We start from the raw sequence: 14,835 nt of genomic DNA, 5'->3' as shown, positions 1-14,835 counted from the left end.
CCGGTGAACCACCAGATCATCGACGACCGCGACACCACGCTCTCGATCGAGGACTTCGCCGCACTGCGCGCGAACCTGCACGAACAACGTCTGTTCCGCCAGGAGCAGTTGCAACAGCTCTCGGCCCACGCCACGACCCGCGCCGACGCGCGCCTCGAACGGCAGGCCGCCTCCCAGATCGAGGTCCGCGTCCAACTCGCCGCCTACGCCCGCATGGTCCTGGCTGACGTCGAGGCCGCCCTCACACGTATGGACCAGGGCCACTACGGCACCTGCGGTCTGTGCCGCGGGCCCATCGCCCGCGAGCGGCTGATGATCGTGCCGCAGGCCCGCTACTGCGCCCGATGCCAGCAGGTCAGGGAGGCCGGCCGATGACCACCGCACCCGGTCGCCGCCCTCAGGCGGCCCGGCACCGACCATGGCCCTGGTGCCGGGAGTGCACGGGCATCGCCCTCGACCTGGGGGGCGCCCGCACCCGCGCCTGGATGTCCGGACGGCGACAGATCCTCGACGTGCCCACCGTGGCCTTCTCGGGCGACGGCGCCACCTGCCCCGTCCAGCGCGGCGCCATCGTCGACACCCCCGCGGCCACCCGCATGCTCGACCGGCTGCTCGGCCACCGCCTGCCCCGCTTCGTCCAGCCTCTGCTCATCCTCACGACGCCCGTCCTGGGCGGCATCGCCTTCCGGGCTCAGGCCCGCGCCGCGGTCGAGGTCCTGCGCCCGCGCACCGTCCTGACCGTCCCCACCCCGCGCGCCGTGGCCATGGCCGCGGACGACGACCTGTCCCGCCCCCTGCTCGTCGTGGACATCGGCGCCCACCTCACCGAGGTCACGCTCCTCACGGACGGTGCGGTGACCGACGCCCGCCACACCGCCCTGGGCACCGGCGACCTGGACGGCCTCACCCCGCCTGCCCGCATCACCGACGCGGTCGTCGCCATGGTGAGGGCCGTGCTGGACGAGGATCACACCTCCCAGGCGCTCGACGCCCTCCAGCGGGGCGTACTCCTCGCCGGCGGGGGCGCGCTGCGACCGGACGTCACCGGCCCCCTCACCCACCGGCTCGGCACTCCCGTCCAGCCCGTCCCGGCCCCGCACACCGCGGCGGTCCGCGGCGCCGCGAGACTCCTGCAAGCCGCCCATGCCCACCCCTCCACCGCCGCGGCCCACGACATCCCGCACCCCCGTTGACCACCGCCCTACCCCCGGCGAGCGCCGTCCCGACCGCATGACCCGCCCCGGCGGGCGGCGCGACGAGGGGTGAGTGTCAGAGGCGCGCGCTAGTCTGCGCGCATCGACCGTTTCGCCCGTTTCAGGAGGTTTCTCATGGGTTCACGACTCAACCCGTACCTCAGCTTCGCCGGCGACGCCCGCCAGGCCATGGAGTTCTACCAGGAGGTCTTCGGCGGAACGCTGACCGTGAACACCTTCGGGGAGTACGGCAAGCCTGACGCCCCCGAGGCCGACAAGGTCATGCACGGCATGCTGGAGACGGGGAGCGGCTTCACCCTGATGGGGGCGGACACCCCGCCCGGGATGGAGCACGTGCCGGGCAACAACTTCTCGGTGAGCCTGAGCGGCGACGACGAGGCCGAGCTGCGCGGCTACTGGGAGAAGCTGTCCGCGGACGGCTCGGTGGGCGTCCCGCTGGAGAGGCAGATGTGGGGCGACGTCTTCGGCATGTGCACGGACCGCTTCGGCATCCCGTGGATGGTCAACATCACCGGAACCTGACCCGCGCGGCTCAGGCCCGGCCGGGCTGTCGTCCGCCGGCCGTGCGCAGGGCGTCCAGCACGTCGTCGTCCGAGAGCTGCTCGAAGTCCTCGTACCAGAGTCCGACGGCCATGAAGGTCGCCGGCTGGTGCGGGCAGACCACGTCGTCGGCCTCGGGCCGCAGGAGGGTCACGGCCTCCGGTGAGCCGACCGGCACGGCCAGCACGGTCCGCCGGGGCGCGAGCCTCCGTACGGCGCGCAGCGCGGCGCGGGCCGTGCCGCCGGTCGCCAGTCCGTCGTCGACGACGATCGCGGTCCGTCCCCGCAGGTCGGGGGCGGGGCGGCCCTGCCGGTAGAGCCGTTCGCGGCGCTGGAGCTCCCGGCGTTCACGCTCGACGACCGGGGCGAGCCGGCTCTCGGTGAGGCCGAGCCGTTCGAGGGCCGCCTCGTCGTAGAGCACGTCCCCGCCGGCGATCGCGCCGACGCCGTACTCCTCCTGGTGCGGCGCGCCGATCTTGCGGACGACGAGCACGTCGAGCGGGGCGTCGAGCGCCCGGGCGACCTCCACGGCCACGGCGACACCCCCGCGCGGCAGGGCGAGGACGACGGGATCGGGCAGGCCGCCCTGCTCCCGCATCGCCGAGAGCAGCTCGGCCAGGGCGCGTCCGGCCTCGGCCCGGTCACGGAACCGCATGACGGCCTCGTTCCCCGCGAAGCGCCCTCAGGCGGTCGTCGCACCACTCCTTCGTCGCCGCGGCGACCTCCTCCAGCGCGCCGGGCTCCTCGAACAGATGGGTGGCGTCCGGCACGACGCGCAGGGCGTGCGGGGCGCGCAGCCGCCGGGCCGCCCGCTCGTTGAGCCGGAGCACCTGCGGGTCCCGGCCGCCCACGACGAGGAGCACCGGCGCCCGTACGCGGCTCAGGGCGGCTTGCGCGAGGTCGGGCCGTCCGCCGCGGGACACCACGGTCAGGACGCGGTCGGGACGTTCGGCTGCGGCCACGAGAGCCGCCGCGGCCCCGGTGCTGGCGCCGAACAGGACGAGTGGAAGCCCGCTGAGGTCGGGCTCCGCCGCCAGCCAGTCGACGACGGCGGTCACGCGCCGGCCCAGCAGCTCGATGTCGAAGCGGTGTGCGCCCGTCGCCAGGTCCTCGCGGCCCTCGCTCTCGGTGAGCAGGTCGACCAGCACGGTGCCCAGTCGGGCGGTGCGCAGTTCGGCGGCGACCATGCGGTTGCGGGGGCTGTGGCGGGAGCTGCCGCTGCCGTGGGCGAAGAGCACCAGCGCGCGGGCCCGCGTCGGCGCCTCCAGTTCACCGGTGAGCGCCGCCCGCGACAGGCACCCGGACGATTTCGGAGATCGTCGCCCTCACCTCCTTCCTCGGATGATCCACCGGGTCCCGGGTACCCGCATCGGCGAAGCGCCCTCTCCCCGAGGTGGTGGTCATGGTCGGCGACGCCGATGACGACAGGCAGGCACGGCGGTTCGGTTCGAGCGGCCACCGGGCGGTGCAGCACGCGGAGGACGTCCGCATCGACGCGTGGGGCACGAGCCGCGAGCGCTGTCTGGTGGAGGCGGCGCTGGGGATGGTGGAGTGCTTCGCCGACATCACGGCGGTGCGGCCCACGGCCGTCGAGCGGTTCCAGCTGGCCGAGTGCAGCGACGACGACCTGCTGAGCGCGCTGCTCGACGAGGTGGCCCACCGGCTGGAGGCGTGCGGGCAGGTGCCGGTCGACGTGGAGGCGGAGACCACCGACGACGGGATGGACGTGCGGCTGGCGGTGGTCGCCCTGTCGGATGTGGAGGCCGTCGGGCCCGTGCCGAGCTGTCTCGGATGGCACGAGCTGCGCATCGGACCGGACCCGTACGGGTGGTCGTGCGCGGTGACCGTCGAAGTGTGACGGCCCACGTCGCAGGCTTGTGCGTCGTCGCGGGCGGCCGGGCGGGGCGGGTGGGCGCGGGGTTACCTTGGGTGCATGGACGGCGGCGTGGTGACGCTGTTTCTGTGCGGTGACGTGATGCTGGGACGCGGCGTCGACCAGATCCTGGCGCACCCCGGCAGTCCCGAGCTCCGCGAGGACCACGTGCGGGACGCCCGGTCCTACGTCCGGCTGGCGGAGGCCGTCAACGGGCCCGTCCCCGCCCCCGTCGACCCCGCCTGGCCGTGGGGTGAGGCGCTCGGGTGGCTGGCGGAGCGGGACCCGGACGTGCGCATCCTGAACCTGGAGACGTCCGTCACGCGCGGCAGCGCCTTCGCGCTCGACAAGGCGGTCCACTACCGGATGCACCCGGCCAACCTCCCCGCCCTCGCCGTGGCCCGCCCCGACGTGTGCGTACTGGCCAACAACCATGTCCTCGACTTCGGCCGCCCGGGCCTCGAGGAGACGCTCGTCTCCCTGCGTGGCGCCGGTCTGCGCACGGCGGGCGCGGGACGGAACACCGCGGAGGCGTACGCGCCGGCGGTGGTGGCCCTTCCGGGCGGCGGACGGGTACTGGTGTTCGCCCTCGGGGCGCCCTCCGCCGGCGTGCCGTCCGCGTGGGCCGCCACACCGGGCACGTCCGGAGTGGCCTACGTCCCCGAGCTCTCGGCCGGCACGGCCGCCGCGGTGGTGCGTCATGTGGGGCGGGCCAAGCGTCCGGGCGACCTCGCGGTCGTGTCCGTGCACTGGGGCTCGAACTGGGGATACCGCGTCGCCCGCGAGCAGGTCCGCTTCGCCCGCCTGCTGGTCGACGGGGGCGTCGACGTGGTTCACGGCCACTCCGCTCACCACCCGCGCCGCCCGGAGGTCTACCGCGGCCGGCTCGTCCTCCACGGCTGCGGGGACTTCATCGACGACTACGAGGGCATCGCCGGCTACGAGGAGTACCGCGCCGATCTGCGGATCGCCTACCTCGTCACCCTGGAGGCCGGTGCCGGCGCCGCCGCCCCGGGGCGGCTGACGGAGATGCGGATGCTGCCCCTGCGGGCCCGGCGGATGCGGCTGGAGCACGCGCCACCGGAGGACCGCGTCTGGCTGAGGGACGTCCTCGGCCGGATCAGCGACGGGGCGCGCGTCACCGCCGACGCCGACGGCACGCTCGTCCTGGCGCCCTCCGCCGTGACACCCGGCGTGAGGTCATGAGCAGACGGCTCGCGAAGTCCCTGCCCAGCGTGCCATTGGTACAGTCGGCGGGGGTTCCGCGAGCGCGGCGGAACACCGAGGCACGAGGAGGTCCGGCGCCATGGCCGTGGACGAGCTGGACACCCGCATCCTGCGGCTGCTGCTGGAACAGCCGCGGACCAGCGTGCGGGAGTACGCGCGCGTGCTCGGCGTCGCGCGCGGCACGCTGCAGGCCCGCCTGGACCGGCTGGAGCGGGACGGCGTGATCACCGGAACGGGGCCCTCCCTCTCCCCCGCCGCACTGGGCCACCCGGTGCTGGCGTTCGTGCACATCGAGGTCACCCAGGGCCACCTTGACGACGTGGGCGACGCGCTGGCCGCCGTACCGGAGATCGTCGAGGCGTTCTCGATCACCGGGGGCGGCGATCTCCTCACCCGGGTCGTGGCGCGTGACAACGCCCACCTGGAGGACGTCATCCAGAAGCTGATCAGTCTCCCCGGAGTGGTCCGCACCCGCACCGAGGTGGCGCTGCGCGAGCGCGTGCCGTACCGGCTGCTGCCGCTGGTGGAGTCGATCGGACGGTCCGCGCCCGGACGTTGACCCGGCACGACGCCCCGCGAGCGCGCCGTGACGTTCGGGACGCGCCCGGGACGCCCTCTAGGACCGGCGGCGCGGCTTGCCCGTGCCCCGCTTGGCGCCGACGGACCTGGAGCCGCCGCCCTTGGCTCCCGTGCCCTTGGCGCCGCCGCTCCTCGCACCGCCGGTGCGGCCCTTCGCGGTGTTGCCGCCGCCGGTCGACCTGCCCGCCGCCTGCTTGCGCGGCTCGCGCTTGTCGGCGGCCTTCGGCTGGGTCTGCTGCGGGGCACGCCCGCGCGTGCTGTTGACGGTGCGGCCGCGGACGATGCCGATGAAGTCCTCCACCAGGTCGGTCGTCGCGTCCTCAGGCCAGGACAGAGCGACGTCCGACCGGGGCGCGTCCACGAGCGTCCGGTAGGTCAGGTCACGGCGGTGGTGGAGCCGGGCCAGCGACTGGGGCACGGCCAGGACGCCGATGTTCGCCGCGACCAGCTCGACGGCGTCGGCCGTGGTCGCGGGGCGCTCGAAGGCGGCCTCGCCGGGCGGCCGGTCCCAGCCGAGGACGTCGTCGAGGGGGTGGAGGACCACCTCGTCGGCGAGGTCGTCGAGGGTCACCTCGTCGGCCGCCGTGAGCAGGTGGTCCTTGGGGACCACCACGACGGTGGTCTCGGTGTAGAGGGGGATCGCGCTGAACACCGTCCGGTCGACCGGGAGCCGTACGAGGCCCGCGTCGGCGCTGCCGTCGCGCAGGGTGTCGAAGGCCTCGGCGGGCGTCACCTGGACGAGCATGAGGGGGACGCCCGGGAAGCGTTCCTCCCAGGTCCGCACCCACTTGGCGGGTGTCACTCCGGGGACGTACGCGAGCCGGAACGAGGGGGAATCCGCCGAGTCGGTCATCCCGCCAGGTTACCGGCCCCGGTCAGGGGCTCCCCCGGCGGCCGATAGGCTGGGCGGCATGAAGTCGCAGCAGAGCACCCAGACGATGAAGCCCGCGACCGCGGCGAAGAAGCTGGGTGTGTACCTCCCCGCCACCCCCGCCGAGTTCCAGGAGGGTGTCGTCTCGCGCGCCGAGCTGAACGAGCTCCAGGCGAACCCGCCCGCATGGCTGCGCGCGCTCCGGGAGAGCGGCCCGCACCCCCGTCCCGTCGTCGCGGCGAAGCTGGGCGTGTCCATCGCGGGACTGGCTCGCGGTGGCGTCACCGAGGCGCTGACCACCGAGCAGATCGACGCCCTGAAGGACGAGCGGCCCGAGTGGCTGGAGAAGGAGCGCGCGACCCAGGCCGAGGTCCGCAAGGAGTCGGCGCGCCTGAAGAAGCGCGCCGCGGAGAAGGCCGAGCAGGCGCAGCAGTCGTAGCGGGCGCGGGGGTCGCGTACAGGGCGTGCGGCGGGTCTCCGCGACCCGTCCCCGCCGCCCGCCGGGTGTGCGGCGCCGGGCCGTCCGCCGCGCTGTACCGTGCACAGTGAGCCCGCGGGAGTCGCTCGTGGGCCGTCGGGCGGACTCCGCCTAGGGCGGGTCCCCGGCGTGGTGTTTCGAGGTTGCTGGGGGTTGGGATGGTTGCTGGTCGTGTGGTGCGCTTCGACAGCCAGCGCGGTTACGGGTTCATCGCTCCCGACGACGGTGGCGAGGACGTCTTCCTGCATGTGAACGACATGCTGATGCCCGAGTCGCAGGTGCGGCGGGGCGTGGTGGTGGAGTTCGAGATCGAGGACGGCGAGCGCGGGCCGAAGGCGTCCGGGGTGCGGCTCGCGCGAGGCGAGGACGGCAAGCCGCTGGCAGCCGACGACGACGTCCTGTGCGATGTGCTCAGCACGGAGGAGTTCACCCGGGACGTCACCGAGACGCTGCTGACGGCGGCGCCCTCGCTGACCGCGGAGCAGATCCTCCAGGTCCGCGGCGCGCTGGCGCAGTTCGCGAAGAACCACGGCTGGGTCGAGGGCTGACCGGGCGCGGACGCGGGGCCCGTGCGCCCCGCGTCCGGCCGGACCCACGGCTGTCCCGGGCCCACCGCTGTCGTCATGTCGCGGCTCCGCGTGACTTTCCGGCGATGACCGGAACCCGTCCTGCCGCAGACGTCCCCCTGTGCCGGCAGACACTCTCGACAGGTCGCTGACCTGTGCTTTCCACCTCCCCCACGGCCGGGCGGCCGCTTGACCGGACCCCGTTGTCAGTGGCCTGATCTACAGTTCCCGACACTTGATCACTGCGGGTGCGGGAGGCACGCATGGGGTGGGTGTCGGCAGGCGACTACGAGGTCGCCCTCGACGACGGCGAGGTGGTGTGCCGCAACGCGGCCGGGCGGCGGTTGAAGTCCGTGCCGTCCAAGATCGCCGACGATCCGGCCGTGGTGGGGCTGCGTCAGCTCGTCGAGTGGCTGGAGCGGCACGAACAGCGGTGCCTGAGCGACGTCGAGCGGTGGATGGTGCGTTCGCTGCCGGTGCCGTTCGCCGTCCTCGCCCGGGTGTGGCCCGACCCGGCCTGGCAGTCCGCCCTGCGCGACCTCGTCGTCACCGGGGACGACGGCGAGGTGGCCGGTTTCCTGCGGGACGCCGACCTCGAGCGGGGCCTCGGTCTGGTCGACCTCGACGGCGACACCGTCCGCATCACTCCCGACCTGGTCCGGCTGCCGCACCCCGTGCTCCTCGAAGACCTCGACGAGTTGCGGGAGTTCGCCGTCGAACTCGGTGTCGAGCAGCGTGCCCGGCAGCTCTTCCGTGAGGTCTGGCGCCGGCCCGCCGGGCTCGACGCCGAGGCCTCCTCCGTCGAGGAGTACGCGGGCGGCGTCTTCAAACAGCTGCGTTTCCTGCACGGCCGGGCCGCCCAGCTCGGCTACCGCGTCCGGGGCGGTCACGCCGTCTGCTCCGTCCTGGAGGACGGCCGCGGCGTCGAGGCCCGGGTGTGGGTCGGCGACTACGACGGCTACGAGGAGACGGAGACCGGCCCGCTGGTCTTCACCGACCCGGCCGGCAAGGCGCTGAAGCTGGGTCAGGTCGGGCCGGTGGCCTGGTCGGAGGGCATGCGCATGGCGGCCGCGCTGTACGCCGGGCGCGACATCGAGGACGAGGAGCGGGCGGCATGACGACCTACGACGAGACCACGGCGGCCGCGCTGCTCGACGCGGGCGCGGTACTGCCGCCCGGCTCCACCGACCGGGCCGACGCCGACGTCCTCACCGTCCGCACGTACACCCATGCGGCGCTGGCCGGCCGCAGCGTCGTGCGGCTCGTGCCGGGCACGCTCGGGGAGGCCGAGGACCTCGCGCTGGACTTCCTCGGGCTGGCCCGGGAACCGGAGACGCCCGAGGTCGGCCAGGTCCGCAAGGAGACGCTCGGCTTCCCGGCGTGGGCGCTGGTCAACGACCCGGCCAACGGCCACCACGCGCTGGCACTGGTCAAGGACGTCGAGCGGCTCGCCCGGCAGGCCAAGTCCCGCCCCGGCGCCGCCAAGGAGGGCTTCGAGGCGCTCGGAGAGCGACTCGGGCGGGCCGTGCCGCACTTCCTGCCGACCTTCTACGAGCAGGCCGCCCGGGTCTTCCTCCAGCACGAGAACACCGCCTACGCCGCGGCCTTCTTCGGCAAGGCCCGCGAGGCCGAGCGGGTGCACGCGCTGGCCGTGGACGAGGATCGGCAGCGGGCGGTGTTCCTGGAGTTCGCCTTCGCCGGCGCGCTGACCGTCAAGGCGCTCAAGGAGCATGTGAAAGCGCTGGGGGCGCGGCTCAGCCCGGCCGAGGCGTGGGCGCAGTTCCGGCAGTTGGCGGTGGAGCGCTGCGCGGCCGGCATGCCGCCTTACGCGTCGCTGCCGCAGGACGCGCGCGGGCTGATCAAGGCCGCCGGGCTGGACCGGGCGGCCGAGGAGCGCGCCCTGGTCGCCGACCTGATCGCCTCGCCCGCGGCGGTCCGGGCGCCCGCCTCCTTCTGGAACGCCTATCGGACGACCCTGAAAGCCCTGGCCGAGGAGCGGCCGGCGGTGAGGCGCCGACTGCTGGAGATCATGCCCGCGGGGCTGGGCCGTTCCGTCGCGGACGACGAGTCGTGGCTGGCGCTGCTCGCGGAGACCGGCGCGGACCTGCTGCTGACCGGTGCGGCGGACCCGGCCGCGGCGAGCGCGACGGCGGACGACCCGGACACCGCCGGCGCGCTGGCCGACGACGTGGACGCGGCGGACTGGCTCAGCCGGTGGTCGTTGCACCGCAAGCACGGCGCCGCGTTCAGCAGCCGCTCGCCGGCCACACTCGCACTGGTGGAGCGGATGGCGCCGCGACTGCGTGCGCAGGGCCGCCCGGTGGACCTGTTCACCAGCCGCTGGCACGCGGGCGCCGATCTCGACCTGTACGACCTGTGCGCGGCGCGGGACGTGCCGTTGACGCTGCCCGACGCCGGCCGGGACGTGTTCCTGCCGCTGGGGCCGTGGCTGAAGGAGACCCGGCCCGGACGGCGTGATCTGACCGCCCTCGCGGCGCACCCGGGCCACCGGCGTCTGCTGTACCGATCGGTGGGCATGCTGAGCAGTCAACGCCCCGACGAGCAGCTGGTGGAGGGGCTGGCCGGGCACCCGGTGCTCGCCGACGTGCTGCGGGAGTGGCTGGACGACTCGGCCGAGGCCCTGACGGCCGCGCGCGGCCTGCCCGCCGCGCGGGAGGCGCTGGACCGGCTGCGTCCGTTCCGCGCGGTCGCCGCCCGGGTCGCTCCGGCCGCCGTCGCCGAGGCCACCGCCCACGAGACCGGGCCGCTGCTCGGCCGTACGCTGCGCGCCGGCATCCCGGACGAGCTGGGCTGGCCCGCGCTCGACGAGGCTCTGGAGCGGCTCGACGCCCGGACCCGGAGCGACCGCGAGGACGTCCTGCGCGTCGAGGAGGCCTGGCCCGCGCTGATCCTCTCGCGCCGGCACCTGGCGATCGTCGTCGGTCCGCAGGGGATCTGGCTGGAGCACGAGCTGCGGCTGCCCGTCGAGCTGGACCGCTGGCAGCGCCCGACGTTCCGTTACACGGACGGCGAGCTGCTGGTGATGTGGTGGCAGGACAACAAGCAGCGCGGCTACTGGTCGGCTCGGCCGCACGAGGTGTTCACCGTCGGCGGCGAGCAGGCCGCGCGGTGGCTCGCGAGCGGGGACGCGGGCGAGCCCTCCCTGCCGCTGCCCGGCGGGGGTCGGGCCACCGGCGGGCGGACGCTGCACGCCGGCGACACGGTGGTGCCTGCCTGGCGCCCGATCCTCGGCGACGGCACCTCGTACTGGCGCCAGGGCCGGCAAGGGCGGCACCACGTCTGGCTGGAGTACGACCCGGCCACCGGCACGCACGGGCGTGCCTCGCTGCCCGCGTTCCTGCGGACCGGGATCCTGGAGGGCGCGAGCCTGCGGCAGCAGCACTGTGCGGTTCTGCCCCTCCAACCGGGCCTGGAGCAGAGCCCGTTCGGCACGGACGGCAGGGTGCTCGGCCGCTGGGTGCGCACGGAGGGCGAGGGTGCCGAGGCCCGCACGGTCGCCGGGACGCCGGACGGGCGCACGGTCGCCCTGCCGGCGACGCAGGAGCGCGGACAGGGCGTTCCGGTGGGCGCGCTGCGGCTGCCCGGTGGCGCCGAGCCCGTCGTCGTCGCGCTGCACCGGCAGATCGCCCTGTACGCCGGGGACGACACGTCCGCCGCCGGGGAGCTGGGGCGGCTGACGCCGCTGGAGCGCGGTGGGGAGTTCGCCGCCGGCACCCGGCTCGTCCCGCCGGTCGACTTCTGGCACGCGCTGCGGCCACGGGACGAGCGGGCGTCGGCCCTGCTGCGCTCGCTGAGCGACGCCCGCGCCGCCGAACTGCTGAGCGCGGGGGCCGAGGCACTCGCGGAGCGCACGGCGCTGCTGAAGCGTGCGGCCCTGGCGGCGGCGAACGGCGCGACCACGGAAGGGACTTCCGCCGGTACGGCTCCGTCCTCCGGTGCCGTCGTCACCGCGGGCGGCGCCACCGTCGCGCCTTCCGTCGAGGAGGTCCTGCATGACGTCGTCTCCCGCTGTCTGCCCGACCTCGCCGAACCGCGCGTGCTGGCCGGCGTCGCCTCGCTCGTGCGGGCGGTGCTGCGCCTGGCGGAGTCGACCGCTTCCTTCGTCGCGCCCCCGGAGCGGCGTCCGCAGACGGACCGGCGGCGCACCGAGGGGATGTTCGCCGACCTCAGTCCCGAGCACGGCGACGACCAGACGCTGCGCGAGGCCGTCGCCGGACTCGCCGACCAGCACGGCTGGTGGAACGGCAGGGCCAGTTGGACCGCGTTGCGGCAGATCCGCGCGGTGAACCATGTGCTGTCCGGGAAGCCCGCCGACGGCAAGCCGCTGCCCCGGCGCTCCGCGCTCGACGCCGGCTGCGACGGGTGGCGCAGCGACGAGTTCACCGTCCCCGGCATCGGCCTGGTCTGGCCGTCCGTGCTGGGCGCGCTGCGTCCGCTCGCCTACCGCGCCGCGTCCCCGGCCCTCACCGAGGCGCACCGGGAGGCGCTGCTCCTGCTGTTCGAGGCGGTAGTGGACGGTCCGCTGGCGGCTTCGGGGGGCGGCGCGCTGCGGGAGGTCGTGCTGAGCGAGCCGCACGACAAGCAGGAGCGTGTCGGCCAGGTGCTGCGCCGCGCGGGCCGGACCGTCGTGATCCTGGGCTGCCAGAGCGTGGACCGCGGGAGCGGGACGGTGAACTGGCTGGCCCTTGACCACGATCCGGCCGGTGCGTTCGGTGCGGTCGCGCACTTCGTCCTCGTCAAGGAGACCGCGCGCCCGCCGGTGTTCGACGCCGAGGCGCTCTCCGCGGTGACCGGGCTGATCCGGGACAAGGGCGCCGCGCCCTGGCAGCCGGAGGCTCCGGCGGCCCTGGCGGAGGCGACGCGGGGCGGGCTGGGTCCCGTGCAGGCCGCGTTGCTGCTCGTGGGGAAGCCTCCCGAGATCTCCACCGAGACGCTCACCGCGATAGGTCTGAAACCACGTCAGAAGACATTCGGTGACGGTCTGTTGGGTTCACTCGGGTCCGGTGACCGGGCTGCGCTGATCGGGGCGCTGCTGCCCGCGAGCCCCGGCGACCTGTGGGCCGCCGGTCCGGACACGGCGGCCGCGGGCCGGGTGTGGGAGGAGCGGCTCGGCGGGTTCGTGCGGCTGCCCGAGGACCTCGCGGCCGACCTCGGCCTCACGGGCGTGCCGGCGGGCTCCGCCGAGGCCGTGCTCAATCCGGCGCGGACCCCCTGGATCAGCCGTACCACGGTGCAGCGCCCCGACAAGGGCGGCGAGCTCGTCCCCGACGACGCCGCGGCGCTGCCCGGGCGGTATCAGCTGACGCAGGCGGTGAGCGCGCTGGCGGGGCTCGCCTACGCGCTGCCGTACGGGCACCCGCTGCGCGCCGCGCTGCCCGGGGGCCTGGCCGCGCTGCGCCGCCGCGTCGCCGATCCGGGACTGCTGCTCGACCTCGACGTCTCCTGGGCGGAGAAGGGCGGTTCGACGGCGGTCGGGCTGCGCAAGGCGTACGGGCTGAGCGACGGCGGCGGTTCGGACGCCGACGGTCTGACCCCGCTGGGCGAGGCGCTGGTCCTGCGTCCGTGGTACGGGGAGCAGGAAGCGGTCCTGGTCCGCCCGGCCGCGCTGTCCGGGCCGACGGACCCGGTGTTCGGGCTGGTGGAGGGGCTGGTCGGGTCCGGGCGTGGCATGGGCCTGCGGGCTCTGCGCACGATCCTCGACGACGAGCTGGCCCGCGCGTGCGCGGCCGGAACCGGTGGCGGGGAGTTCGCCGGGCACGCCCAGGACCCGACCGTGAGCGTGCCCGGGCTGGTGACGGAGGTCGCCGAGGCGCACCGGCTCGGCGAGGACGCGGCGGCGCTCTACCTCCAGCTGCTGGCGCTGCCGGATCCGACGGACCGCAACTGCGCCCGCTGGACCGGCTGGAAGCCCGCGCGGCTGAAGAAGGCCCGGGCCGAGCTCGCCGCCACCGGCCTGGTCGTGGAGGCCAGGCGGCCGCGTGCCGGGCGCACTCTCTTCCTGCCCTGCGGCTGGCGCGATCTGAAGGCTCCCGCGCTGCCGGTGGAGATCTGGAAGGAAGGCCTCTACCCGGTCTTCGGTTCGGCGCGCGCCGTCCCGCTGCTGCCGGTGCCGGAGCTGTTCGAGCGGGCGTGGGCCCGTGTGCGGTCCGGCGACGCCCCGGCGTACGAGGAGCTCACGACCCGCGCCACCCGCAAGGGCCGACGCCGATGACGTCCGTCCCCCGCACCCGTCCCGCCCGCCCTACCCGGAAGAACCCGCGCCGATGACCACTGTCCCCGTCTCCCTGTCCGACCCGGGCTCCGCCTCCGAGTCGGTGCCCGCCCGCCAGATCGTGCCGCCCGAGGACCGGCACGCCGTCGAGCTGGCCTTCCTCGCCGCGTACGACGACGGACCGCGTCCGCCGGCCTGGCGGCTGACCCCGCGCGCGGTGGTCACGTTCGTCATGGGCAGCGAGGGCCGGGCCCTGAAGCTGCCCGACGGCGCGCACGCTCCCGAGGGGGTGCCGCGCCGGCTCGTGGTCGAGCGCAAGTTCGTCGGTGACCGGGCACTGGTCGAGCGGTGTGTGGTGACTCTGGCGGGCGAGCGGGGCCTGCTGCTCGTCGGCGAGCCCGGCACCGCGAAGTCGATGCTGTCGGAGCTGCTGTCGGCCGCGGTCTGCGGCACCAGCGGCCTGGTCGTGCAGGGCACCGCCGGCACCACGGAGGACCAGCTCAAGTACGGCTGGAACTATGCCCTGTTGCTCGCGCAGGGCCCCAGCCGTCAGGCGCTGGTGCCGTCGCCGGTGCTGACGGCGATGCGGCGGGGCGGCATCGCCCGGGTGGAGGAGGTGACGCGCTGTCTGCCCGAGGTGCAGGACTCCCTGGTGTCGCTGCTCTCCGAGCGGCGCATCGCCGTTCCCGAACTGTCCGGCACCGAGGACGCGTTGGCGCACGCGGCTCCGGGCTTCAACCTCATCGCCACCGCCAACCTGCGGGACAAGGGCGTCTCCGAGATGTCCGCGGCCCTCAAGCGGCGGTTCAACTTCGAGACGGTGGGTCCGATTTCGGACCTCGACTCGGAGACGGCGCTGGTGCGCGGTCAGGCGCGGGCCTCCGTGGAGCGGGCCGGCGCGCCCTTCCAGGTCGACGACGCCGTCCTGGAGGCCCTCGTCACCGCCTTCCGGGACCTGCGCGAGGGCCGGTCCGCGGAGGGGTGGGAGGTGGAGCGGCCGTCGACGGTGATGAGCACCGCCGAGGCCGTGTCCGTCGCGGGCGCGCTGGCGCTGGCCGCGGCGTACTTCCCCGGCGACCGTGATGTGCTCGGCCTGCTGCCGGGGCATCTGCTCGGCGTGGTCCGCAAGGACGACCCCGCCGACGCGGCGCGGCTGCGCGGCTACTGGGACGGCCCGGTCCGCCGGCGTGCCGAGCAGGGCTCCGCCACCTGGCGCACCCTGTGGGACCTGCGCACGGTCCTGGAGGGCTGACGC

Annotated in this window: 13 protein-coding genes and 1 pseudogene; 11 read left to right on the top strand and 3 right to left on the bottom strand. The window is 74.8% G+C overall.

Annotation, left to right across the window (positions count from 1 at the left end; all coding sequences use genetic code 11):
* Positions 1 to 3 precede the first annotated feature (3 nt).
* The 3 genes from EV567_RS15650 (at position 4) to EV567_RS15640 (ending at position 1,736) form a co-directional block, all read left to right on the top strand.
* Entirely contained in the window at positions 4 to 375 is a 372-nt protein-coding gene (locus EV567_RS15650; RefSeq protein ID WP_130440357.1) for a TraR/DksA C4-type zinc finger protein, read from the top strand.
* Entirely contained in the window at positions 372 to 1,193 is an 822-nt protein-coding gene (locus tag EV567_RS15645; protein WP_130440355.1) for a rod shape-determining protein, read from the top strand. Before EV567_RS15650 ends, EV567_RS15645 begins: the two co-directional genes overlap by 4 nt.
* Positions 1,194 to 1,328: 135 nt before the next feature.
* Positions 1,329 to 1,736: a VOC family protein gene (locus EV567_RS15640; RefSeq protein ID WP_130440353.1), complete on the top strand. Its 408-nt coding sequence runs from the start codon at positions 1,329 to 1,331 to the stop codon at positions 1,734 to 1,736.
* Between the two features lie 10 nt (positions 1,737 to 1,746).
* On the opposite strand, the gene EV567_RS15635 is transcribed toward EV567_RS15640, so the two are convergent.
* Both EV567_RS15635 and EV567_RS15630 read right to left on the bottom strand, forming a co-directional pair.
* Positions 1,747 to 2,409: a phosphoribosyltransferase gene (locus EV567_RS15635; protein ID WP_130440351.1), complete on the bottom strand. Its 663-nt coding sequence runs from the start codon at positions 2,407 to 2,409 to the stop codon at positions 1,747 to 1,749.
* Positions 2,396 to 3,071 (bottom strand): annotated as a pseudogene (locus tag EV567_RS15630) (dienelactone hydrolase family protein). Before EV567_RS15630 ends, EV567_RS15635 begins: the two are co-directional and overlap by 14 nt.
* Positions 3,072 to 3,156: 85 nt before the next feature.
* Between EV567_RS15630 and EV567_RS15625 the strand changes: the two are divergent.
* From EV567_RS15625 to EV567_RS15615, 3 genes are all read left to right on the top strand, one after another.
* Entirely contained in the window at positions 3,157 to 3,612 is a 456-nt protein-coding gene (locus tag EV567_RS15625) for an archease (RefSeq protein ID WP_130440349.1), read from the top strand.
* A 75-nt stretch (positions 3,613 to 3,687) separates the two neighbouring features.
* On the top strand, positions 3,688 to 4,833 hold the full coding sequence (locus tag EV567_RS15620) for a CapA family protein (protein ID WP_130440347.1): 1,146 nt from the start codon (positions 3,688 to 3,690) through the stop codon (positions 4,831 to 4,833).
* A gap of 100 nt (positions 4,834 to 4,933) precedes the next feature.
* Positions 4,934 to 5,413, top strand: coding sequence for an Lrp/AsnC family transcriptional regulator (locus tag EV567_RS15615; protein ID WP_130440345.1), 480 nt, complete (start codon positions 4,934 to 4,936; stop codon positions 5,411 to 5,413).
* 57 nt (positions 5,414 to 5,470) lie between these two features.
* On the opposite strand, the gene EV567_RS15610 is transcribed toward EV567_RS15615, so the two are convergent.
* Positions 5,471 to 6,286 carry a LysR family substrate-binding domain-containing protein gene (locus EV567_RS15610; RefSeq protein WP_130440343.1) on the bottom strand — a complete coding sequence of 272 codons (816 nt, stop codon included), beginning with the start codon at positions 6,284 to 6,286 and terminating at the stop codon, positions 5,471 to 5,473.
* Between the two features lie 58 nt (positions 6,287 to 6,344).
* On the opposite strand from EV567_RS15610, the gene EV567_RS15605 reads away from it, so the two are divergent.
* From EV567_RS15605 to EV567_RS15585, 5 genes are all read left to right on the top strand, one after another.
* A complete protein-coding gene (locus EV567_RS15605) occupies positions 6,345 to 6,743 on the top strand; it encodes a DUF5997 family protein (RefSeq protein WP_130440341.1) in 399 nt (132 codons plus the stop codon).
* Positions 6,744 to 6,940: 197 nt separating this feature from the next.
* Positions 6,941 to 7,330, top strand: coding sequence for a cold-shock protein (locus EV567_RS15600; RefSeq protein WP_130440339.1), 390 nt, complete (start codon positions 6,941 to 6,943; stop codon positions 7,328 to 7,330).
* Positions 7,331 to 7,611: 281 nt separating this feature from the next.
* Positions 7,612 to 8,466, top strand: coding sequence for a DUF4132 domain-containing protein (locus EV567_RS15595; protein ID WP_130440337.1), 855 nt, complete (start codon positions 7,612 to 7,614; stop codon positions 8,464 to 8,466).
* Positions 8,463 to 13,580 (top strand): hypothetical protein, encoded by a 5,118-nt coding sequence (locus EV567_RS15590; protein WP_130440335.1) that lies wholly within the window; start codon positions 8,463 to 8,465, stop codon positions 13,578 to 13,580. The genes EV567_RS15595 and EV567_RS15590 overlap by 4 nt, the downstream gene beginning before the upstream one ends.
* Before the next feature lie 52 nt (positions 13,581 to 13,632).
* Complete coding sequence (locus EV567_RS15585; protein ID WP_130440333.1) at positions 13,633 to 14,832, top strand: AAA family ATPase; 1,200 nt, start codon at positions 13,633 to 13,635, stop codon at positions 14,830 to 14,832.
* Positions 14,833 to 14,835: the final 3 nt, after the last annotated feature.

It is taken from the genome of Streptomyces sp. BK239, from assembly GCF_004217285.1.
Classification (GTDB): Bacteria; Actinomycetota; Actinomycetes; order Streptomycetales; family Streptomycetaceae; genus Streptomyces.
The sequence above is the reverse complement of the archived record's forward strand: the minus strand, read 5'-3'. Positions and strand labels throughout refer to the sequence as shown.